This is a genomic window from Streptomyces sp. TSRI0281 (assembly GCF_001905125.1).
Taxonomy (GTDB): Bacteria; Actinomycetota; Actinomycetes; order Streptomycetales; family Streptomycetaceae; genus Streptomyces.
Window position 1 is genome coordinate 86,269 of sequence record NZ_LWLE01000002.1, and the last position, 20,805, is coordinate 107,073.

A 20,805-nucleotide genomic window follows, 5' to 3' on the forward strand; every position below is an offset into this window, starting at 1 on the left:
CCGTTTCCGGGGGCCCACGCTACGGCGCTCAGGGGGTCGGCGCGGTCTCCGTGTCCGGTACCGGGGCCGGTGCGGGCTCCGCCCGGTCCACGGCCGCGGCGCGGCGGGCCCGGCGGCCGTGCAGCCGGCGCCAGACCACTGCCAGTACCGCGACGACGGCCAGGAACGGGGCCGCCGCGCCGAGCGCCATCGCGATCCACCGGAGGGTCGTCACGAACGCGTCCCAGCCGCCGCCCAGCGCGTCCAGGAACCCCGGCCCGTCGTCCTTCGCCTCCTCGGCCGCCCCCTCCGGCTCGGTGAGGTCCAGGGTGATCGTCGCCAGCGAGGTGCGGTCCTTCAGGCTCGCCTGCTGGGCGAGCAGCGACTCCAACGACGCCTGACGGCTGCTCAGTTCGCCTTCGAGCGTGACCACGTCGCTGAGCTTCTCGGCCTTGTCCATCAGCGCCCGGACCCGCGCCACGCTCGCCCGCTGGGTGGCGATCCGGCTCTCCACGTCGACCACCTCGTCGGTGACGTCCTTCGCGTTCGACGAGCGGGACAGCAGCTTCCCGGACCCCGCGAGCTTCCGCAGCACCGCCTGGTACCGGTCCTGCGGGACGCGCAGCACGAGGTGCGAGACCTCATGGGTGTCGTCGACCCGCTCGGTGCTCTCGTTCGCCACCAGGCCGCCGCTGCCCTCCGTGGTGCCGCGGGCCGCCGCGACGGCCTTCGGGACGCTCTTCACCTCGACGGACAGGGTGGCCGTGCGGATGACATGGGTGGCGGCGGCCCCCGCCTTCGGTGCCGCGGAGGCCCTCCCGGCGGGCTTCGCGCCGTCCGCGGACTTCGCGCCGTCCGCCGCCGGACCGGCTCCGGCCTGTTCCCCGCCCCCCGCCCTGTCGTCCGCGTCCGGCGCCTGCAGTCCCGCCGCGCTGGTGTCGGAGGAGCTTTCGTCGCTCGCGGAGCCGCAGCCGCCGACGGCGAGCAGGGCGACGAGCGCCCCGGTGGCGAGGACCGCGCGGGAACGGCGCGTGCCCGGACGAGAGGTGTTTCTTGCGGTTTTCATAACGGGTCCCCCCAGGACGATGGTTGATGGTGCCGGTTCGACGTACGGACCCCCTGCGCGGGTTGCCGGTCAGCGGTTTCGAAGTGGTCACGGTCATGACTCGGTACGGGTTTGAGAGAGTGGACCCATGCAGCGTTCTCATCAGCGCGTGAACACGCGTACGGGCCATGTCGTCGTCATCGGCGGTGGCATCGCCGGTCTGGCCGCCGCTCACCGGCTGGTCCTGGCCGGACTGCGGGTCACGCTCCTGGAGGCGACGGAGCGGCTCGGCGGCAAACTCATGACCGGGGAGATCGCGGGCACCCGCGTCGATCTCGGCGCGGAGTCGATGCTCGCGCGGCGCCCCGAGGCGGTCGGCCTGGCCCGTGCCGTCGGCCTCGGTGACCGCCTCCAGCCGCCCGCCACCGCCACCGCCTCGGTATGGACGCGGGGCGCCCTGCGGCCGATGCCCAAGGGCCATGTCATGGGCGTGCCGGGCGATCCGGCGGCGCTCAGCGGGGTGCTCTCCCCGGAGGGCCTCGCCAGGATCGCCCAGGAGCGCGACCTCACCCCGACCGCCGTCGGCGACGATGTCGCGGTCGGCAGCTATGTCGCCGACCGGCTCGGCCGCGAGGTCGTGGACCGGCTCGTGGAACCGCTGCTCGGCGGGGTGTACGCGGGTGACGCCTACCGGATCTCGATGCGGGCCGCCGTACCGCAGCTCTTCGAGGTGGTGAAGGAGGGCGGCTCCCTGCTCGACGGGGTGCGGCGCATCCAGGAGCGGGCCGCCGCCCGGCAGCAGACCGGACCCGTCTTCCAGGGCATCGACGGCGGCGTCGGTACCCTGCCGGATGCCGTCGCCGCCGCCGTACGGGCCGAGGGCGGCGAGATCCTCACCGCGACCCCGGTCCTCGGGCTCACCCGTGGCGACGAGGGCTGGAACGTCCGCACCGACACCCGGGTGATCACCGCCGACGGCATCGTCCTGGCCACCCCCGCCTGGTCCGCCTCCACGCTGCTGGCCGCCGAGTCCCCGGCCGCCTCCGCCGAACTGGCCGGAGTCGAGTACGCGTCGATGGCCCTGGTCACCCTGGCGTTCCGGCGCTGCGACATCGGGGAGGCCGGTGCGCTGCACGGGCGCTCGGGCTTCCTCGTCCCGCCGGTCGACGGCCGCACGATCAAGGCGTCCACCTTCTCCAGCAACAAGTGGCAGTGGGTGGCCGACGCGGCGCCCGGCCTCTTCGTCCTGCGTACCTCCGTCGGCCGTTACGGCGAGGAGGACCATCTGCACCGCGAGGACGACGAACTGATCGATGTCTCGCTGCGCGACCTCGCCGAGGCGACCGGACTGGCCGCGAAGCCCCTCGACACCCAGGTCACCCGGTGGATCGGCGGCCTTCCGCAGTACCCGGTCGGCCACCTCGACCGGGTCGCCCGCATCCGCGACGAGGTCGCGAAGCTGCCGGGGCTGCGGGTCTGCGGGGCGGTGTACGACGGAGTCGGCATCCCCGCCTGCGTCGCGAGCGCGCACCGGGCCGCGGACGAGCTCGCCCACGACCTGACGGGAGAAGGCGCGGGAGAGGGCACAGCGGCGGTCACGGGAACGGTCACCGATGGGAGCGCGGGAGAGGACGCCGGGGGCGATCACGGGAGAGATCATCGCCACGTCGACCCTGGTTCGGGGCACTCGGAGCGAGGCGGGACAATAGCCGTATGAGTGCTCCTGAGACTGCGACATCAAGCAAGGGTCCGAACGCCGGCAAGAAGGCCAAGGACCTCAACGAGGTCATCCGCTACACGCTGTGGTCCGTCTTCAAGCTGCGCGATGTGCTGCCCCTGGACCGCGCGGGCTACGCCGACGAGGTCCAGGAGCTGTTCGACCAGCTCCAGGCCAAGGACATCACCGTGCGGGGCACGTACGACGTGTCCGGTCTGCGGGCCGACGCCGACCTCATGATCTGGTGGCACGCCGAGACCGCCGATGAGCTCCAGGAGGCGTACAACCTCTTCCGGCGCACCAAGCTGGGCCGCGCGGTGGAGCCGGTCTGGTCGAACATGGCGCTGCACCGCCCCGCCGAGTTCAACAAGTCGCACGTTCCGGCGTTCCTGGCCGACGAGACGCCGCGCAACTACATCAGCGTCTATCCTTTCGTGCGCTCCTACGACTGGTACCTGCTGCCGGACGAGGACCGTCGTCGGATGCTCGCGGACCACGGCAAGATGGCCCGCGGCTACCCCGACGTCCGCGCCAACACCGTCGCCTCCTTCTCGCTCGGCGACTACGAGTGGGTCCTCGCATTCGAGGCCGACGAGCTGTACCGCATCGTGGACCTGATGCGTCACCTGCGGGCCTCCGAGGCGCGGCTGCACGTCCGCGAAGAGGTGCCGTTCTACACGGGGCGCAGGAAGTCCATCGCAGACCTGGTGGCCGGGCTCGCATAGCCAGCGTTTCCCGACCACCCCAACCCGGAAGATCAGACGACGGGCACCGGCACCGCGTGTGCCGCCCGCCGTTCCAGCGACACCGGGTTCGGCTCCGGGAACGCCGCAGGCCGCCTGCCTGCGGCGTTCCCGGGACCGGCGAGGTGGCCGGACAACCGCCGCCGAACAACCACCGTCGAACAGCAGCCGCCGAACAACCACCGTCGAACAGCAGCCGCTGAACAGCAGCCGTCACGGGAGTGCCCACCTCCTCCCGCCCACGGCTCAGGCGTTCATCGGGCGGCCCGTCAGAGCCGCCCGCAGTGCCGGGTCCCGCACGGCGCGGACGCCGCGTACCGCCACCGCGGCCAGCAGTTCGCGGTCCGCGCCCCGCGCCGGGGCGGGCAGCGAGTCCAGCCACCGCTGCCCGGTGGGGGAGGCCCACGGGCTGTACGGGTGGTTCTCGATCCTGGCGATGGCAAGACAGCCCAGGGTCAGTACGAGCGGCAGCCCGAACCAGGCCGGCATCGGACCGCCGTACCCCGGCTCCCGGCCCGGGATCAGTACGGCGGCGGCGCCCATCACCACCACGAGCACGGCCGAACCGCGTACGGCCCGCACCGCCGACACGATGCCCGTGCGGGTTCCGGGCGGCACGGCCAGCCCCGCGGCGACCAGCCGGTCGGCCAGCGTGCGTACGGCGTCGGCGGCGGCCGCCGCGGCCCGTACCGGCGCTATCCGGGACTGCCCCTCCGGGCCGATGGCACGGATCACGGTCCGCTCGACCTCGTCCACGCCCTCGGGATCGACGACGGTCGCCCAGCCGGTGTGGGCGAGCAGCAGCCGCCGCCGCAGATGCAGGGAGACCAGCGCCAGATCGGCGACCCGGTGCGGGCCGCCGGCCAGGAAAGCCGTCTCGTACAGGTTCAGTTCATGACGTGCGGGTTCCCGCGCGACGTCGGCCAAAGGATGCGCGGCCTCGGCGGAGGCGAGGCAGAGCCGGACACAGGAGATCGCCGCTGCGCCCCACGCGACCAGCAGAAACATGACCCAGAGCATGCCGGATTTCTATGCGAGGCAGGCGGCCGGGCGCCATGCCCTGTTCAGTATGCGGACGGGTGCCTGTCCGACGGCCTGTCCGACGGGCGGTCAGGAGCTGCTGCCGCAGCTGGAGCCGCCCGAGCTGCCGCCACAACTCGATCCGCCGCTGCTGCCGCCGCAGCTGGACCCGGAACTGCAACTGGACCCGGACCCCGAACTGCAACTGGACCCGGAACCGGAACTGCAGCTCGTACCCGAACTGCAGCCCCCGCCACCGCCGCTGTGCCCGCCGCCCCCGGTCGAGCCCCCGCAGCTCGCACCGCTGGGGCTCGCACCGGCACACCACACCGTCGCGGCGAGGACGTCCGACGTACCGGAGGAGTGGGAGGGGGCACCGGCACCGGAAGCCGTACGGAACGACGCCGACCGCCGGTTCCCGGTACGGAACCGTGCCGCAGCCATCAACTGCCCCTGGAGCACGGGATCGGGCAGCGCGCCCAGTCCCATCGTGGCCACCAGATGGGCCGGGCCCATCGCATAGGCGTGGGCGGACCGGTAGCCGTGCATGGCCCGTAGCCCCTCCTTCGTGATCCGGTTACGGGCGGCCAACGTGACGGACAGGCCGATCAGGCCGCCGATCAGGATCGCGGGCAGCATCGTGACGATGAACGGGACCGGATAGTCCGCGTAGCCCTCGTGCATCGCGTACTGGACGAACGTCAGCATCAGGGAGACCGGAAGGGCCACGAGGCAGCTCAGCCCCTGGATCAGCCCCCAGCGGCGGCGCGGCAGGCTCTCCCCGGGGGAGACCAGCAGCCCACGGGCGGCGAGTCCGTCCCCGACCTCCTGCACCGCCGGATGCCGCATCACCGCGTCCCGCAGTGTGTGCAGCGCCCCGCTCGGTGCGTCGGCCAGCGACGAGAGCACGGCCCGCTCGACCGGGTCACGGGCCTCCGGCCGCTGGACGGCGACGATGCCGGGGCCGCCGATGATCAGACGTCCGTCGGAGTACAGGGCGGTCAGCGCGGTGTCCACCACCCTGGCCGGGCCGCCGTTCAGGAAGGCCGCCTCGTACAGGTCGTGAACGAAGACGTCCGAGTCCGTGGGCCGTCTCCGGCCGCGGTCACGCCCTGTCCTCGTCAGCAGCAGCACCGAGGAGACGGCCACCGCGAGGGACAGCAGCAGAGCCAATACGTTCATGACGGATCACTTCCCCACGAGGACGGCACGGGCCGCCCGGACCAGACGGGTGGTACGACGCGGCGGGCGGGGGGCCGCCCGGTCCTGCCACCAATGGGTCAGCCGCCGCCTGGCCGCCGCGTCCGCCGGCCGGCCCGCGATCAGCAGCTGCTCCGCGAAGTCGAGCGCGTCACGCCGGTATCCGGCGGACATGGGCCGGGTCATGGCGTACGCGAGGTAGGCGTCCCGGTAGTCGTCGCCGAGGATCTCCGGCAGCTCCGGCGCGACCTTGGCGACCACCCCCGCCCGCTTGGCGGCCAGCGCCCGGCTCTGCACGCCCAGGCGCCGTTGGTCGAAGCCCTCGGGTGCGGGAGTGCCCGCGACGAGCGCCGAGAGCAGCGCGGTCTGGGCGAGGGCGGCGCGTTCCCGGACCGCCGGGGCGCAGCCGGTGCGCACCGGCCCAGAGGCCGACGCGGCGTCCGGGTCCTTCGGGGCAGCCGGTCCGTCCACGGCCGTCGCCGTCCTCGGCGCCACCGTCCTCGGCGCCACCGTGTACGGCGCGTCCGCTGCCTTCGGAGCAGCTGTGTCCCTCGGGGACGCCGCCCTCGGAGTCGCCGTGCCTGTCGCGGCTGCCGCCTTCAGGGTGGCGCGGATCATGGTCAGTTCGTCCGCCAGCTCCGTCGCGGGCGGGAAGTCGTCGTCACGCTCCAGCAGCACACCGGGCGGGTCGACCCGTGAGCGCAGCTCGGTCAGCACGTCCAGGACGGGCCGTGTCACGGGGTGGGCGTGCGTGTCGTGCCAGACGCCGTCCTTCTCGATGCCGCCCGCCACATGGACGTACGCGATGGCCTCCACCGGCAGTTCGTCGAGCGCCTTCGCGGGGTCCTCGCCGCGGTTGACGTGGTTGGTGTGCAGATTGGCCACATCGATCAGCAGCCGTACCCCGGTGCGCTCGACCAGCTCCGCCAGGAACTGCCCCTCCGTCAGTTCCTCGCCCGGCCAGGAGATGAGCGCCGCGATGTTCTCCAGGGCCAGCGGCACGGGCAGCGAGTCCTGGGCGATCCGCACGTTCTCGCACAGCACCTCCAGCGCGTCCCAGGTCCGCGGCACCGGCAGCAGATGGCCCGCCTCCAGCCTCGGCGACGCGGTGAGCGGCCCCCCGGCCCGTACGAACGCGATGTGCTCCGTCACCAGCGGCGTACCGAGCAGTTCCGCCCGCGCGGCCAGGTCCGCGAGCCGCCCCGCGTCCGGGCGGTCGGCGCCGCCCAGGCCCAGGGAGACGCCGTGCGGCACGACGGTGACGCCACGCTCGCGGAGCCGTACCAGGGAGTCGGGCAGATGGTCGGCGCAGAGGTTCTCCGCCACCGCCTCGACCCAGTCGATGCCCGGCAGCGCCTCCACGGCGTCGGCGATCTCAGGCCGCCAGCCGATACCGATTCCCAGTCTCATGGTGTCCCCCTTGTCCATCCCGTGCAGGGGTAATGGCCCCGGCAGGCGGTGGTGAATCCGAACACAGGGACGTTCAGAGGTCGATTTGAGGTTCCCCGTCCCCGGGCTCCGGTGCGGCCTCTCCCGCACCGCCCGCCTCCCGCAGAGAGGGCCGGGAGGGCCGGGAGGGCCGGGAGAGCCGGAGGCCGGAGGGCCGGGAGGGACCGCCCCGGCGGATCAGCCGCGCAGCGCCGGGTGGTCGGCGACCACCGTGCAGGACCCCGGGGCGATCTCGGTGAACCCGGCGTCGCGCACCACCGGCAGTCCGCTCACGGTCAGCCGGCGCCAGCGCTCCGCGTCGGCGGTGGCCACGGCGAGCGGGAAACCGGCCTCGCGCCACGCCTTGCGCTCCGTGTCCGACAGTTCCCACCAGGCGAGCTGCGCCCCGTGCCCGGCCTGCGCCATGGTCTTGCCCGCCGACATGTCCAGCTCCGGGTTGAGCCACAGCACCGGACCCGTCGTGTCGGGTGCGGCCGGGGGCTCCGGGTCGTCCAGGTCCGTGCCCGAAACCTGGAGCTTGGCCAGCTCCTTGGGCCAGCCGTCCAGAGGCACCGGCGGGAACACCCGTACCTCGGCGCCCTCGCCCGTCACCGTGATCCCGGGCAGTGCGGACGCCTTGCGCCACTCCGCGCCGCGCGCCCGGCGCACCACCTTGCGGATCCGGGCGTCCTGCCAGTCCCGCATCTCCTGCGCCCACTCGCCCTCGCCCAGGGAGCGCTCGTCGGACAGGATCGTGAGCACCGCGCGGGCGGCCGTCCGCAGGGCGTCGGTACGGGCCGGCGGGTCCGTCTTCTCCAGATGCAGCACGAGCGGCAGCACGAACTGCGGTGCCTCGTCGCGGGAGGTCGGCTCGGTCCGGAACGGGCTGTCCGGGGCGGTCGTGGCGGGATCGGGCGCGGGGGTGTCGTTGCTGCTCACCGTCCCAGTCTGCCAGGCCCTCCCATGCCCGAATTCCGGCGGAGGAATCACGCTTCTTGGCGGAATGACATGCTCCGGGTGAGGATGCTGCGCATGAAGAGCGATCTCTTTTCCAGCGAGCACATGGCCCAGCAGGCCACCGCCCCCGGTATGACCCTGCAGAACGCCAAATCGATCAAGTACGCCGTCAACGGGGAGATGCACGCCCGCCAGGGATCGATGGTCGCCTACCGCGGCAACCTCCAGTTCGAGCGCAAGGGCCAGGGCCTGGGCGGCATGCTCAAGCGCGCGGTCACCGGCGAGGGGCTCCCGCTCATGGCGGTCCGCGGCCAGGGCGAGGCATGGTTCGCCCACGAGGCGGCCAACTGCTTCATCGTGGAGATGGAGCAGGGCGACGTCCTGACCATCAACGGCCGCAACGTCCTCTGTTTCGACGCCAGCCTGACGTACGAGATCAAGACCGTGAAGGGCGCCGGAATGACCGGCGGCGGCCTCTTCAACAGCGTCTTCAGCGGCTACGGCAAGCTGGGCCTGATGTGCGAGGGCCACCCCATAGTGATCCCCGTCACCGGGCAGCAGCCGGTGTACGTGGACACGGACGCGGTCGTGGGATGGAGCGAGCAGCTCTCCACCTCGCTGCACCGCTCGCAGAGCTTCGGCTCCATGGTGCGCGGCGGCTCCGGCGAGGCCGTGCAGCTGATGCTCCAGGGCGAAGGGTTCGTGATCGTACGGCCCAGCGAGCTCAAGCCCGAGAAGACGGCCAACTGAGACCGACCGGCACATGGGGAGCGGTCTGAACCTGAGGGGCGTCGGACGCCGTTACGGCCTCGGCGGACCGTGGGTGCTGCGCGGAGTCGATCTCGACCTGCCCGCGCGGAGACCGCACCACCGACATCCCCCTGCCGTCCGCCGCACTCGCGGGACTGCTCGCCGTCCTCTGCTGCGCCCTGCTGGGAGCGGCTGTCGGCGCGCTCTGCACCCGGCCGCTGCTGAACCGCCGGGGCTGGTCCGTCGCGGCCACCGTTCTCGGCGTCCTGCTCGCCCTGGTCACCAGCGGCTCACCGGCGAAGTACGCGGTCACCTCGCTGGTCTCCGGATCGCGTACCGGCTCGGTCTCCGTGCCCGGAGTGCCGCTGCTCGGGGCGGCGGTTCTCGCGGCGGCGGTGGCTCTCCTCGTCTGCCGGTCGGCCGCGCGGTGCGGGTGACGACGGGCGCGTGCCCCGCACATCCCCGGCGGGCGCGGGCGGCCCGTACGCTCGTACCCATGGACGATGCGTACTGCGAGACTCCCGCCCCGGCCTTGGTGCGGGCGCCCGGCCCGGCCGCCGTGGGCCCTCCGTATGCCGAGTGCGTGCTGTGCCGCGAGCCGACGGAGTACCCGGAGTCGACCCGCGGCACCACCCTGTGCCCGGTCTGCGAGTGGCAGGAAGCGGGCCGCACGGCCTGTTCCGGCTGACCGCTGCCCCATCCGGGCGCTCTTCTCGGGGCCCGCCTCCGTCCGGCCCCGCCCGGCCCCGTCCGCCTCCGTCCGGCCCCCCGGCCGGCCCCGTCCGGCTCCCGTGCGGGCTCAGTCGCGCATCAGCTCGGAGACCTTCACGAAGCGGTAGCCGCGCCTGAGCAGCTCCGGCACGACCTGCCGTACGGCCTCCTCGGTGACCGGTGCCGCGCTGCGCGTGCAGTGCATCACGACCAGCGACCCCGGCCGCACCCCGTCCAGCACCTGCTCGGCCACCGCGTCCGCGTCCGTGGCGAACGCGTCGCCGCTGATGACGTCCCACTGCACCGCCGTCACCTTCGCCGGTGCCAGGGCGCGCAGCGACGCGTCGTCGTAACAGCCGCCGGGGAAGCGGAAGTACGGCACCACATTGCGTGCCCCGGCCTTCCGGAACGCGGCGAAGGCCTGTTCCACATCGCCGAGCATCCCGTCCCGGTCCACCACCGGCAGGCCGTAGCAGGGCGAGGCGAAGGCATGGTGGCTGTACGAGTGGTTGGCGATCTCGAACAGCGCGTCCGTGCCGATGGACCGCGCCTGCTCCGGGTACTCCTCGGCCCAGCGCCCGGTCATGAAGACGGTCGAGGGGACCTTCAGCCGGCGCAGCAGCGCGATCAGCGGCGGGTTGTCGAACTGCTCGCCCGCCGCTGCCCGCGCTCCCTGATCGGCCGTCATGTCGGCGTCGAAGGTGAGTGCCACGACCTTGTCACCTCGACCGTGGGGCAGTCCCCGTTCGAAGACCGGTGTCCGGCCGGCCGGACCCGGCGCGAGAGTGGGCGGCTTCGAGGGAGACGGCGGGGGCGCGACCGAGGAGGCGTGCGAGGGGGCGTGCGAGGGGTTTGCCTCGGTACCGGAGTCAGTAGGGGCCCCGCAACCGGCGAGTACTACCCCTAGAAGGGTCAGAGCGGTCAAACGCGTAACTTTCCGTTCAAATAGGGTCACTGACGGAAAGTAACTGATGTGATGATCAGGAGATGTTCACGGCGCTCCGGATGCCTCGTTCGGCCGACCCCACCTGCACCGCCAGCTTCTCCAGGGGCGGGCGGCGGTCGACGGGATGCGTGTCCCGAGGCTGCGGTGAATCGTCCATGACATGCCCTCCGTGCTGGTCCCAGCGGTGGAGAGCATTGAGCCAGGCGTTGTTCGAGGGCGTGCGGCCGTTCGATTACACCGCTGTTACGGGGGTGGCGCGGGCGATCCGCACCACCCCCGGTGAGGGCTCAGCCGGTCAGCACCACGGCAGCCCGCTCGGTCCCCGGTCCGCTCAGCGCCAGGGTCCGGTGACCGCGAACGTCGTGCCCGGCGTGTAGCAGTTGACGAACATCGTCCCGCCGTCCGGGGAGAAGGTGACGCCCGCGAACTCGCCCCACTCCGGCTCCTCGGGCGTCCCGATGTTCTGCCGCCCGCGCGCCATGGCGTACACCTCGCCGCGGCGTGTCACCCCGAGGACGTGCTGGGCGCCGCCCCCGTCCTCACACACCATCAGCCCGCCGTCGGAGGCCAGGCAGATGTTGTCCGGGGACTCGCCGGGCAGTTGGATGTCGGTGTCGGGACCGAAGACGACGACCAGCGTGAGCCGGCGCTTCTTCGGCTCGTACCGCCACACCTGGCCGAAGTGGTCGGCCGCGGAGCCCTCCGAGTGGCGGGCGAAGCTGGAGACGAAGTAGACGCAGGAGCCGCCCCAGTAACAGCCCTCCAGCTTCTGGGCGTGGGTGATGCCCTTCGGCCCGAAGTCCTGGAGCCGGATCGGAGTCTCGGCGGCCAGCGGATCGGGTACGGGAACCCACTCGACCCGGTCGAAGCTCGCACCCGTCTCCTGGACGGCGGAGAGATCGGCCAGACCCGGCACCCGCATGGCCTCCAGCGCGCCACCGGCCCGCAGCGAGCCGGTGCCGCCCAGCGGCTTCTCGGGCAGGAAGCGGTAGAAGAGCCCGAACGGCTTGTCGAACGCGTCCTCCGTCTCGTAGACGACCCCGTTCCTCGGATCGATCGCGATGGCCTCGTGCTGGAAACGGCCCATCGCGGTCAGCGGAACGGCCCCGGTGCGGCGCGGATCTGCGCCGTCCACCTCGAAGATGAAGCCGTGGTCCTTGGTGTACCCGTTGGTCCCGGCCTTGTCCTCGGTCTCCTCGCAGGTCAGCCAGGTGTTCCAGGGGGTGGGGCCGCCCGCGCAGTTCACCGCCGTACCGGCGATGGCGACGCGCTCGCCGAGCACTCTGTTGCGGCCGTCCAGTTCCAGGGCCGTGCAGCCGCCCTTGCCCATGGGGTCGTAGGTGAGGCCCTCGACGGTCGGGACGCCGATCCTGCCGGTGACCCTGTTCTCGTGGTTGCGGACGAGATGGACGCGGCCGTGACGGCCCGCGAAAGCGGCCATACCGTCGTGGTTGCTGGGTACCCGGCCCTCGCCGGAGCGCAGCGGGTCGCCCTCCCGTGACAGCACCCGGTAGCGGAAGCCCTTCGGCAGATCGAGGAGGCCGTCCGGGTCCGTGACGAGGGGCCCGTAGCCGCTGTGTCCCCGTGCGGCGGCGGTCCCCGCGAAGAGTTCGGAGAAGGCCCCGGCGAAGGCGATCGAGGCGGCGGTCGCGCCGCTGCCGGCCAGGACCTGTCGTCGGGTGGCGATTCGTCGTGGTGCTGAGGTCATGAGGCAACTCCCTGTTGGCGGACAGGTGAAGTGACTCGCATGTGTGTACCACGCGTGATGGGGCACGGGAACCAGGCGTGCCATCGTGCCCCGTGGTGTCCCGGTGGCACGGGGCGATTCCGGTGGCCGGTGGCCCGGGAGGGATTCCCGGGACCTGTCGGCCCCGGGAGACCCCTCACCGGCCGCGCGGGGCGGCCACGACGGTGACGACCTTCGGGCCAAGAGGCCAGGGCGGCCGTCACGCCGGGGCCGCCCTGTGAGCGACCGTCAGGCCGAAGCCGCCGCGACGCAGCGACCGTCAGGCCAGCGAAGCCGTGAGGGTGATCGTCGTGCCCGTCAGCGCCTGGCTGACCGGGCAGTTCGCCTTGGCGTCCTCGGCGGCCTTCACGAAGCCCGCCTCGTCGAGACCGGGCACCTCGCCCTCGACCGTGAGGTGGATACCGGTGATGCCGGTACCGGGCTGGAAGGTGACCTCGGCCTTGGTGTTCAGCCGGGTCGGCGGGGTACCGGCCGTGGCGAGGCCGTTGGACAGCGCCATCGAGAAGCAGCTGGAGTGCGCGCCCGCGATGAGCTCCTCGGGGCTCGTCCTGCCGTTCGCCTTCTCCGCGCGCGACGGCCAGGAGACCTCGTACTCGCCGATGCCGGAGGAGTCGAAGGTGACGACGCCCTTGCCCTCGATCAGGTTGCCTTCCCAGACCGTGTGCGCCTGACGCGTGGTAGCCATGCTGGATCCCTTCAAACGGTGTGCGCGGTTGTACGGGACGTACGAGGCACGCCCTTGTACCTCTCGGGTGTACGCCCCCGAACCTACTGCGCCACCAGCCCCTTCGCGTCACGCGCCAGTGCTGTCAGCCGGGAGATTGCCCGGAAGTACTTCTTCCGGTACCCGCCGTTCAGCATCTCCTCGCTGAACAGCCGGTCGAACGGCCGGCCGGAGGCGAGCACCGGTACCTCCCGGTCGTACAGCCGGTCCGCGAGTACCACCAGGCGCAGCGCCGTCGACTGGTCGGGTACCGGCCGGACATCGGTGAGGCAGACCGCGCTGAGCCCGTCGGTCAGCGCGCCGTACCGGCTCGGATGGACCCGGGCCAGATGGTCGAGCAGTCCGGGGAAGTCGTCGAGGGCGGCGCCCGGCGTGGCGTACGCCGCCGCGGTGACCTGCTCGTCGGAGTAGGGCGGCGGGGCCTCGGGCAGCCCCCGGTGCCGGTAGTCCTCGCCGTCGATGCGCAGCGGGCGGAAGTGCGAGGACAGGCCCTGGATCTCGCGCAGGAAGTCGGCGGCCGCGAAACGGCCCTCGCCGAGCTTGCCCGGCAGCGTGTTGGAGGTCGCGGCCAGCGCCACCCCGGCCTCGACCAGCCTGCTGAGCAGCGAGGACACCAGCACCGTGTCGCCCGGGTCGTCCAGCTCGAACTCGTCGATGCACAGCAGCCGGTGCCCGCTGAGCGTCCGCACGGTCTGCTGGAAGCCCAGCGCGCCCACGAGGTTGGTCAGCTCCACGAACGTGCCGAACGCCTTCAGCGACGGGGCGGCGGGCGTGGCGTGCCAGAGCGAGGCCAGCAGATGGGTCTTGCCGACGCCGTAACCACCGTCGAGGTACACCCCGCGCGGCCCGGTCGGCGCCGCGGGCTTCCTGCTGAACCACTTGCGCCTCCCCGCCCCCGTGGCGTGCGCCCCGCCGAGCCCGGCGGCGAACCCGGCGAGCGCCGTGACCGCCTCGGTCTGGCTCGGCTGGTTCGGGTCGGGTACGTACGTATCGAAGCGCACCGAGTCGAAGCGCGGCGGTGGCACCATCTCCGCGACCAGACGGTCGGCGGGGACGTGCGGCTCGCGGGCGCACAGGGACAGCGGGGCCGTTTCAGCTATGGGGCTCTGCCCCGGAACGGCGGTGGAGGACGACACAACGGTCCACCTTAAGCGTCATGCCAGACTGCAGGGCATGCGAAGCCTGTTCCCTGTGACGGACCTGACAACCGGCGCGACGGCCCCGACGACCCGGGCGACGGGCCCGGCGGCCACCGGCGCGAACGCCGGGAGCGGCGATCACGACCGCGATCACGACCGCGATCACGACCGCGATCACGACCGTGCCCGCGACCGTGAGTGGACCCTCGACGAGCTGGCCGACGCCTACGCCTATCCCGAGCAGGACGGCCCCTGGCTGCGCGCCAACATGGTCTCCACGCTCGATGGGGCCGCCCAGCACGACGGCCGCTCGCAGGGCATCTCCTGCGCCTCGGACATGCGGATCTTCGGCACTCTGCGGGGGCTGGCCGATGTGGTGATCGCCGGTGCGGAAACGGTACGTCTGGAGGGGTACCGGCCCGCGCGGGCCAGGGACGCCTTCGCGTCGCGGCGGGCGGCCGCCGGGCAGGGCCCCGCGCCCGCGATCGCCGTGGTGAGCGGAAGCATGGACCTGGACTTCTCGCTGCCGCTCTTCACCGAGCCCCTGGTGCCGACCCTGGTGCTGACCGGTGCCGGGGCCCCGCCCGCCCGTATCGACGCGGCCCGGAAGGCGGGCGCCGAGGTGGTGATCGCGGGGGAGGGCGCCCGGGTGGACCCCGCCAGGGCCGTACGCGAACTGGCGGACCGCGGTCTGACCCGGCTGCTCACGGAGGGCGGGCCCCGGCTGCTCGGGCAGTTCGTGGCGGCGGGCGTACTGGACGAGATGTGTCTGACGCTCTCCCCGATGCTCACCGCGGGGGGCGCCCAGCGGATCGCGGGCGGCCCCTCGGTGGCGGTGCCGGAACGATTCGCCCTGGCGTCGCTCCTGGAAGAGGCCGGGTTCCTCTTCACTCGTTACCGTCGGATCTGACACATAGCGGAATTTGTCGTTCCGCTTTGCTTCGGGTGGGCACACTTACTCCAGCAGACCCCGTGGGAACGCGGGGAAGGATGGTTTCAGCAGCGACCGTCGACGGTCGATGAGACGAAGTGGAAGGGCGCCTGTCGTGTTCACAAGCGTTTTGATGATCGAGAAGCCCCTCACTCCCGAGGACGTGGACTTCGTCACCACCCTCCATGGGGAGGAACGGATCTCGTTCGTCGTCCTGATGCAGCCGCGCGGCGACCAGGCCGACGTACTGCTGCGCGCGATCGACGACGTGGCCATGGGGGAACTGAAGGACGCAACTCGCGAGGGCGAGGAACCGGAAGGCAGGAATGCCCGGGAGCCCGCCGAACTGGCTCTCGAATTCTCGCTCCGGGCCCTGCGCGAGGCCGGTTCGGAAGCGGTCGGACAGGTGATCGAGGACCATCCCCTGGACAAGCTGAAGTCCGTGGTGGACGACGCGAGGGCGGACGAGGTCATCGTGCTGACCGCCCCGCACTACGTGGAGGAGTTCTTCCACCGGGACTGGGCCTCCCGGGCCCGTCACAAGGTCGGCGTACCGGTGCTCAAGCTCTTCGCGCACAGCGAATAGGCTGGGGGGCCGTTACTCGCGCCGGGCCCGCACCGGGCCCGCGCCGAATTCGTACCGACCCTGGGAGACACGCGCATGGCACCCGGTATTCCTGCCGCCATGGAACGGCCGCACTTCATCGGCATCGGCGGCGCCGGAATGTCGGGCATCGCGAAGATCCTCGCCCAGCGCGGCGCGAAGGTCGCGGGCAGCGACGCCAAGGAGTCGCCCACCGCCGAGGCCCTGCGCGCGCTGGGGGCGACCGTCCACATCGGGCACGCCGCCACTCATCTGGCGGACGACGCGTCCTGCGTGGTCGTCTCCAGCGCCATCCGCGCCGACAACCCCGAGCTGGTCCGCGCCGCCGAGCTGTCCATCCCGGTGGTGCACCGGTCCGACGCGCTGGCCGCCCTGATGGAGGGCCTGCGCGCCATCGCGGTGGCGGGCACCCACGGCAAGACGACCACCACGTCGATGCTCGCCGTCGCCCTGTCCGAGCTGTCCCTCGACCCCTCGTACGCCATCGGCGGCGACCTGGAGGGCCCCGGCACCAACGCCACGCACGGCGAGGGGGACATCTTCGTCGCCGAGGCGGACGAGAGCGACCGCAGCTTCCAGAAGTACGACCCCGAGGTCGCGATCGTCCTCAACGTCGAGCTGGACCACCACGCGAACTACGCGTCGATGGACGAGATCTACGAGTCCTTCGAGACCTTCGTCGGCAAGGTCGTCCCGGGCGGCACCCTGGTGATCGCCGCCGACCAGGCCGGCGCGGTCGAGCTGACCCGGAAGGTGCGCGACCTCTCCTCGCTGAACGTCGTCACCTACGGCGAGTCCGAGGGCGCCGACGTCCGCGTCCACAAGGTCACCCCGCGCGGTCTGACCAGCGAGGTCACGGTCGTCCTGAACGGGAAGTACCTCACGTTCACCGTCTCCGTGCCCGGCCGCCACTACGCCCACAACGCGGTCGCCGCGCTCGCCGCCGGTGTCGCCCTCGGCATCCCGGCCCACAACCTCGCCTCGGCCATCGGCAAGTACACCGGGGTCAAGCGCCGCCTCCAGCTCAAGGGCGAGGTGGCGGGCGTCCAGGTCATCGACAGCTACGCGCACCACCCCACCGAGATGACCGCCGACCTGGAAGCCATGCGAGGCGCCGCCGTGGACGCCCGCCTCCTGGTCGTCTTCCAGCCCCACCTCTTCTCCCGCACCCAGGAGCTGGGTACCGAGATGGGGCAGGCCCTGGCACTGGCCGACGCGTCCGTGGTCCTGGACATCTACCCGGCCCGCGAGGACCCGATCCCCGGCATCACCAGCGCCCTGATCGTCGACGCGGCGAAGACGGCGGGCGCCGACGTGACCGCCGTCCACGACAAGACCACGATTCCCGAGGTCGTCGCGGGAATGGCGAAGCCCGGCGATCTCGTTCTCACCATGGGAGCGGGCGATGTCACCGACCTCGGCCCGCAGATCCTGGACCACCTGTCGAGCTGAGGAGCGGGACGTGTCGTACGACGTCGACAAGCCGGACGAGCAGTGGCGGGCGGAGCTCTCGCCCGCCGAGTACGCGGTGCTGCGCCAGGCCGGCACCGAGCCCGCTTTCGTGGGCGAGTACACCGACACCAAGACGGCGGGCGTCTACTCCTGCCGGGCCTGTGGGGCGGAGCTGTTCCGCTCCGACACCAAATTCGAGTCGCACTGCGGCTGGCCGTCCTTCTACGACCCGAAGGACACGGACGCGGTCGAGCTGATCCAGGACAGCAGCCACGGCATGGCCCGCACCGAGGTGCGCTGCGCCCGCTGCGGCTCGCACCTGGGCCATGTCTTCGAGGGAGAGGGCTACCCGACCCCCACGGACCAGCGCTACTGCATCAACTCGATCTCGCTGACACTGGCGCCGGACGAGAGCTGACGCCTTCCGACAGCCGAAACCGCCGGGGCCGGATCATTCCTCCTCGGCGGTTTCCGCCGTTTCGGAGCGCAGCAGCGGGTGAATGACACCCGGGAACACCCGCGCCCGGACGACCTCCTGCGCCGACCCGCCCTGGACCACCGTCTCGGCGACGCCCCACGGGCGGCCCGCCAGGCGCACGGTCAGGGTGTACGAGGACGAGCAGCCGGTGCACTCGTACCGGTCGGCCCAGGTCTCCACGTCCGTGACGCTGCCCGGATACCGCTTCACATGCAGGTGCCAGGCATGGCAGTGGCCGCACTTCTCGCCCGGCTCACAGGTCCCGCCGCACGGACACGGCACATCGAGGGAGTCCGCGGGCCGCCAGCGCTGCACGAGCACCGCTTCACGGGTGGCGCCCATGTCCTTCATGGCCTTCAGATTGCGGGCGGCGACGTTGTACGACTCGCCGGTGGCGGTCATCCGGTCCCGGATCACGTCCTTGCGTCCGCGGTTGGTCGTCATGCTGCTCCTCCTGGGGTTCACGCAGCCCGCCAGGAGGCCCACGAGATCGGTACTCCTAAGGTACCCGCATCCGCCGCACGGCCCGCCCAGGAGGGAGTCCGGAACGGGGGCGGGCGTGACCCAGCGCCCCGGAGGGATCAGTACAGCGAGGTGCTGTCGATCACCGTGTGCAGCCGGAAGTCATTCACTGCACCGACGAACCAGTCGTCGCGGGCCCCGCTCGGCTGCATTCCGACCCAGCTCGCCTCACAGGGGTTCAGCCTGACCCCCTTCCGGCCGGGCTCAGCCCCGGCGGACGCGTCCCGCGATGCGTCGGCCGAGGCGGCCGAGGGTGCTGGAGCGGTTCCAGTCGCGGAAGGCGTCGGCCCGGCCGCTGCTTCCGGCGTGGCCGACCGCTGCCTCGATCTGGGCGACGTCGGCCGGGGACTGGGCGCGCACGGCGGGGCGCAGTACCTCGTTGAGGAGGGCGGAGGCGGTCGTGGTCCAAGGGCGGCCCGCGTGCGGGTAGGAGGTCCAGACGTTGAAGCAGTCCGCGGCGTAGGCGGGTTCGGACCTCAGGCGTCGGCCGACGGGCTCCGCGCGGGCCGCCCGGTCGTAGGCCGCGACGAGGTCGCCGTCGTCGCTGTGGACGAAGGCGTACAGCTCCGCCTCGGGCCGGTCCGGGGCCAGGAGCTGGTCGGTCAGGGCCCCGAACGCGCGGTCCCGGACCGCCGGTTCCACCGGTTCGGCCAGCGCGCACAACGACCGGGCCCGCTCCGCCCAGCCGGGACCGGAGGTGCCGGAGCGCACCTGGCGGGCGAAGTCCAGGAGAAGAAGAGCTCCGCGCACCCGGCCCTGGATCTCCTGCGGGAAGCCGCGTAGCAGGTCGTGCGCGAACACGGCGGCGTCCTCCTCGTCGGCGGGTGCCCCGAGCACCGCATCGACCAGGCACGACCACGTACCGGCCGCACGGTGCGAGTCCGACGTGGCCGCGTCCAGCAGCAGGCGGGCCTCACCGACCGTCGGGGCGCGGTCCCCCCACACCAGGCCCACGGCGGTCCGCAGCACCAACGGCTCGGCGAACGGCGACATCCCGGCCGCCCGCAGCACCCGGTGCCACACGGCCGCCCGGTCCCCGCCGAGGGTCGCCCGTGCCCCGCCCGCCTCGGCGCACATCCGCAGGTGCGGCAGCGCCTGCGACCCGGTGAACGGCAGCGCCACCCGCTCCAGCAGCCGTTCCACGGCCCCCGGGTCGTCCGGCGCGATCCGGTCCAGGGCGCCGAGCAACGCCGTACGGACGTCGAACTGCTCGTCCAGCAGTTCCAGCAGGGTGGGCGCGAACTCCTGGGACCCCTCATCGGTCAGCAACGCGGGAGCCAGCCGGCGTACGACGGTGGGCAGCAGCTCCGCGCAGTCCACGTCGAGCAGCCGGGCGACCCGCAGCAGCTGCACGGTCCGTGCCACATCACCACCGGTACCCGTACCGGCGGCGGACAGTTCGGCCAGGATCTCCGGGCCGAGCGTGGTGGCGATGGTCTCGCCCTCCGGCCCGGTGAAGGCGGCGCGGCGGGGAAGTTCCAGCGAGCCGTTCCCGCCGCGCACCGCCTCGGTGACCAGCATCGCGGCCAGCGGCGCGGTCGTGCTGACGGGAGCACGGCCGTCCAGGGCGCCGAACAGCCGCCCCACGGCGTCGAACTCGGGACCGGTGCGGCCATCGACCTCCGGCGCGGTCAGCGCTTCCACCAGCTGACGGGTGCGCCCGGCGTCCAGGGCGTAGGGCCGCTCGGCGGTCCAATCGGCGGCAGCGGCACGCTCGTTGGGGCCGAGAGCTATGCCCGCGCACAGGGCGATCACTGCGGGCGGACCGGCGGCGAAGGGCTCGCCGGGCAGCTCGCTCGCCTCCCGGAACAGCTCCGGCGCCCGACTCCGCCAGATCCGGGCGGCGGTCTCCGCCCAGGCATCGTCCGTGACCACCGGCGGGCGCGACCCGGAACACGTGTGCACGCGAAATCCGTCGTCGCCCAACTCCCGTGCGTCCTGCGGCAGTACCCCCACGACGCGGTGCGGGGCGGCACCCGGCCGCCGGGTATAGGTGGTGAACGTCAGCTGTTCCGCGCTCTCGCTCGGCAGCGCGACCCCGGCCAGCGCGACCCACCGGGCGATATCGGCGCTCTGCCGCTCCACGAGGACGACCGGCGGCGATCCCGGCCCCTCCTCGCTCACCCGGCGCAGATCGGAGAAGACGGCGGCCAGCCACGGCGTGCGGGAGACGGCGAAGTCCCCCAGCCCCTCGCGTACGGCCCCGGGGCCCGGCGGCAGGGCGCTTAGCGGGTCGGGTATCGCGCCACCGGGCGTCACGGACACCCAGCGGGGGGACCGCCACGCCTCGATCGGCTGCCGGTCGCCCGGCAGTCGCGCCCCGGCGGGCAGATGCACCGCGTGCGCGTGGAACCGTACGGGAGCGGAACCCGTACCCCGTACCGGCACCGTGCGGCAGACCAGCCGGCTTCCGTCGGACAGGGGGGTGCAGCTGAAGGACTGGGGCAGCGAGCGCAGTTCGTCGTCGGTCGGCAGATAGGGCGCCTCGCCCGGAAGCTCGTACCCGAGATACGGCTCGATCTCCGTGAGCAGGGCCGCCGGAATGCCGGACCCCACGGAGGTGAACCGGCCGCTCGCGCCCTCGTCCCCCGGCGCGGCAGAGGTGTAGTGCAACTGTTCAAGGCTCATCTGTCAGCCCTCATCGTCCCTGCCGCGACCGGTCCCCGTGCCCACCACCCATCCCGCGACCGGGTCGGGGGGAAGTCCGCAGCC

General features: G+C 72.3%; 20 protein-coding genes. 8 read left to right on the forward strand and 12 right to left on the reverse strand.

The window, feature by feature from the left end; translation table 11 throughout:
* Positions 1-28 precede the first annotated feature (28 nt).
* Positions 29-1,045: a DUF4349 domain-containing protein gene (locus A6A29_RS06990; RefSeq protein WP_073719099.1), complete on the reverse strand. Its 1,017-nt coding sequence runs from the start codon at positions 1,043-1,045 to the stop codon at positions 29-31.
* Between the two features lie 127 nt (positions 1,046-1,172).
* On the opposite strand from A6A29_RS06990, the gene hemG reads away from it, so the two are divergent.
* Both hemG and hemQ read left to right on the forward strand, forming a co-directional pair.
* The gene (gene hemG, locus A6A29_RS06995) at positions 1,173-2,741 is read left to right on the forward strand and encodes a protoporphyrinogen oxidase (RefSeq protein WP_079182616.1); all 1,569 of its coding nucleotides are present in this window, start codon (positions 1,173-1,175) and stop codon (positions 2,739-2,741) included.
* Complete coding sequence (gene hemQ / locus A6A29_RS07000) at positions 2,738-3,466, forward strand: hydrogen peroxide-dependent heme synthase (RefSeq protein ID WP_073719100.1); 729 nt, start codon at positions 2,738-2,740, stop codon at positions 3,464-3,466. Before hemG ends, hemQ begins: the two co-directional genes overlap by 4 nt.
* A gap of 264 nt (positions 3,467-3,730) precedes the next feature.
* On the opposite strand, the gene A6A29_RS07005 is transcribed toward hemQ, so the two are convergent.
* From A6A29_RS07005 to A6A29_RS07020, 4 genes are all read right to left on the reverse strand, one after another.
* Positions 3,731-4,504 carry a TIGR04222 domain-containing membrane protein gene (locus A6A29_RS07005; protein WP_073719101.1) on the reverse strand — a complete coding sequence of 258 codons (774 nt, stop codon included), beginning with the start codon at positions 4,502-4,504 and terminating at the stop codon, positions 3,731-3,733.
* 90 nt (positions 4,505-4,594) lie between these two features.
* Positions 4,595-5,686: a TIGR04222 domain-containing membrane protein gene (locus A6A29_RS07010; RefSeq protein ID WP_073719102.1), complete on the reverse strand. Its 1,092-nt coding sequence runs from the start codon at positions 5,684-5,686 to the stop codon at positions 4,595-4,597.
* 6 nt (positions 5,687-5,692) lie between these two features.
* Positions 5,693-7,114 carry a DUF692 domain-containing protein gene (locus A6A29_RS07015; protein WP_073719103.1) on the reverse strand — a complete coding sequence of 474 codons (1,422 nt, stop codon included), beginning with the start codon at positions 7,112-7,114 and terminating at the stop codon, positions 5,693-5,695.
* 216 nt (positions 7,115-7,330) lie between these two features.
* The gene (locus tag A6A29_RS07020) at positions 7,331-8,071 is read right to left on the reverse strand and encodes a peptidyl-tRNA hydrolase (protein ID WP_073719104.1); all 741 of its coding nucleotides are present in this window, start codon (positions 8,069-8,071) and stop codon (positions 7,331-7,333) included.
* 93 nt (positions 8,072-8,164) lie between these two features.
* Between A6A29_RS07020 and A6A29_RS07025 the strand changes: the two genes are divergently transcribed.
* Positions 8,165-8,839 carry an AIM24 family protein gene (locus A6A29_RS07025; protein ID WP_073719341.1) on the forward strand — a complete coding sequence of 225 codons (675 nt, stop codon included), beginning with the start codon at positions 8,165-8,167 and terminating at the stop codon, positions 8,837-8,839.
* A 496-nt stretch (positions 8,840-9,335) separates the two neighbouring features.
* Positions 9,336-9,527 (forward strand): hypothetical protein, encoded by a 192-nt coding sequence (locus tag A6A29_RS07035; RefSeq protein WP_073719105.1) that lies wholly within the window; start codon positions 9,336-9,338, stop codon positions 9,525-9,527.
* A 111-nt stretch (positions 9,528-9,638) separates the two neighbouring features.
* Here the strand turns inward: A6A29_RS07035 and A6A29_RS07040 are convergent, their stop codons facing one another.
* The 5 genes from A6A29_RS07040 to zapE all read right to left on the reverse strand — a co-directional run bounded on the left by A6A29_RS07040 (position 9,639) and on the right by zapE (position 14,103).
* Complete coding sequence (locus tag A6A29_RS07040; RefSeq protein WP_073719106.1) at positions 9,639-10,475, reverse strand: polysaccharide deacetylase family protein; 837 nt, start codon at positions 10,473-10,475, stop codon at positions 9,639-9,641.
* Between the two features lie 55 nt (positions 10,476-10,530).
* Positions 10,531-10,653 carry a hypothetical protein gene (locus A6A29_RS47475; RefSeq protein WP_274535790.1) on the reverse strand — a complete coding sequence of 41 codons (123 nt, stop codon included), beginning with the start codon at positions 10,651-10,653 and terminating at the stop codon, positions 10,531-10,533.
* Positions 10,654-10,827: 174 nt separating this feature from the next.
* Positions 10,828-12,204 carry an alkaline phosphatase PhoX gene (locus tag A6A29_RS07045; protein ID WP_073719107.1) on the reverse strand — a complete coding sequence of 459 codons (1,377 nt, stop codon included), beginning with the start codon at positions 12,202-12,204 and terminating at the stop codon, positions 10,828-10,830.
* Positions 12,205-12,502: 298 nt separating this feature from the next.
* Entirely contained in the window at positions 12,503-12,928 is a 426-nt protein-coding gene (locus A6A29_RS07050; RefSeq protein ID WP_073719108.1) for an OsmC family protein, read from the reverse strand.
* An 83-nt stretch (positions 12,929-13,011) separates the two neighbouring features.
* Positions 13,012-14,103: a cell division protein ZapE gene (gene zapE / locus A6A29_RS07055; protein WP_073719109.1), complete on the reverse strand. Its 1,092-nt coding sequence runs from the start codon at positions 14,101-14,103 to the stop codon at positions 13,012-13,014.
* Between the two features lie 37 nt (positions 14,104-14,140).
* Here zapE and A6A29_RS07065 point away from each other — a divergent pair, with 37 nt between their 5' ends.
* From A6A29_RS07065 to msrB, 4 genes are all read left to right on the forward strand, one after another.
* Positions 14,141-15,016, forward strand: a complete 876-nt coding sequence (locus tag A6A29_RS07065; protein ID WP_385730244.1) for a pyrimidine reductase family protein — start codon at positions 14,141-14,143, stop codon at positions 15,014-15,016.
* A 154-nt stretch (positions 15,017-15,170) separates the two neighbouring features.
* Positions 15,171-15,623, forward strand: coding sequence for an indole-3-glycerol phosphate synthase (locus A6A29_RS07070; protein WP_198953015.1), 453 nt, complete (start codon positions 15,171-15,173; stop codon positions 15,621-15,623).
* 75 nt (positions 15,624-15,698) lie between these two features.
* On the forward strand, positions 15,699-17,093 hold the full coding sequence (gene murC / locus A6A29_RS07075; protein ID WP_073719111.1) for a UDP-N-acetylmuramate--L-alanine ligase: 1,395 nt from the start codon (positions 15,699-15,701) through the stop codon (positions 17,091-17,093).
* Between the two features lie 10 nt (positions 17,094-17,103).
* Positions 17,104-17,511: a peptide-methionine (R)-S-oxide reductase MsrB gene (gene msrB / locus A6A29_RS07080; RefSeq protein WP_073719112.1), complete on the forward strand. Its 408-nt coding sequence runs from the start codon at positions 17,104-17,106 to the stop codon at positions 17,509-17,511.
* A gap of 33 nt (positions 17,512-17,544) precedes the next feature.
* Here the strand turns inward: msrB and A6A29_RS07085 are convergent, their stop codons facing one another.
* Both A6A29_RS07085 and A6A29_RS07090 read right to left on the reverse strand, forming a co-directional pair.
* Positions 17,545-18,015: a hypothetical protein gene (locus A6A29_RS07085; RefSeq protein ID WP_073719113.1), complete on the reverse strand. Its 471-nt coding sequence runs from the start codon at positions 18,013-18,015 to the stop codon at positions 17,545-17,547.
* A gap of 282 nt (positions 18,016-18,297) precedes the next feature.
* Entirely contained in the window at positions 18,298-20,721 is a 2,424-nt protein-coding gene (locus A6A29_RS07090) for a GTPase-associated protein 1-related protein (protein WP_073719114.1), read from the reverse strand.
* Positions 20,722-20,805 lie beyond the last annotated feature (84 nt).

Excerpts from the sequence above, each read along its gene's own strand:
- A6A29_RS06990 (WP_073719099.1), bottom strand. The coding sequence starts at position 1,045 with ATGAAAACCGCAAGAAACACCTCTCGTCCGGGCACGCGCCGTTCCCGC.
- hemG (WP_079182616.1), top strand. The coding sequence starts at position 1,173 with ATGCAGCGTTCTCATCAGCGCGTGAACACGCGTACGGGCCATGTCGTC.
- hemQ (WP_073719100.1), top strand. The coding sequence starts at position 2,738 with ATGAGTGCTCCTGAGACTGCGACATCAAGCAAGGGTCCGAACGCCGGC.
- A6A29_RS07005 (WP_073719101.1), bottom strand. The coding sequence starts at position 4,504 with ATGCTCTGGGTCATGTTTCTGCTGGTCGCGTGGGGCGCAGCGGCGATC.
- A6A29_RS07010 (WP_073719102.1), bottom strand. The coding sequence starts at position 5,686 with ATGAACGTATTGGCTCTGCTGCTGTCCCTCGCGGTGGCCGTCTCCTCG.
- A6A29_RS07015 (WP_073719103.1), bottom strand. The coding sequence starts at position 7,114 with ATGAGACTGGGAATCGGTATCGGCTGGCGGCCTGAGATCGCCGACGCC.
- A6A29_RS07025 (WP_073719341.1), top strand. The coding sequence starts at position 8,165 with ATGAAGAGCGATCTCTTTTCCAGCGAGCACATGGCCCAGCAGGCCACC.
- A6A29_RS07035 (WP_073719105.1), top strand. The coding sequence starts at position 9,336 with ATGGACGATGCGTACTGCGAGACTCCCGCCCCGGCCTTGGTGCGGGCG.
- A6A29_RS47475 (WP_274535790.1), bottom strand. The coding sequence starts at position 10,653 with ATGGACGATTCACCGCAGCCTCGGGACACGCATCCCGTCGACCGCCGC.
- A6A29_RS07045 (WP_073719107.1), bottom strand. The coding sequence starts at position 12,204 with ATGACCTCAGCACCACGACGAATCGCCACCCGACGACAGGTCCTGGCC.
- A6A29_RS07050 (WP_073719108.1), bottom strand. The coding sequence starts at position 12,928 with ATGGCTACCACGCGTCAGGCGCACACGGTCTGGGAAGGCAACCTGATC.
- A6A29_RS07065 (WP_385730244.1), top strand. The coding sequence starts at position 14,141 with ATGCGAAGCCTGTTCCCTGTGACGGACCTGACAACCGGCGCGACGGCC.
- A6A29_RS07070 (WP_198953015.1), top strand. The coding sequence starts at position 15,171 with ATGATCGAGAAGCCCCTCACTCCCGAGGACGTGGACTTCGTCACCACC.
- murC (WP_073719111.1), top strand. The coding sequence starts at position 15,699 with ATGGCACCCGGTATTCCTGCCGCCATGGAACGGCCGCACTTCATCGGC.
- A6A29_RS07085 (WP_073719113.1), bottom strand. The coding sequence starts at position 18,015 with ATGACGACCAACCGCGGACGCAAGGACGTGATCCGGGACCGGATGACC.
- A6A29_RS07090 (WP_073719114.1), bottom strand. The coding sequence starts at position 20,721 with ATGAGCCTTGAACAGTTGCACTACACCTCTGCCGCGCCGGGGGACGAG.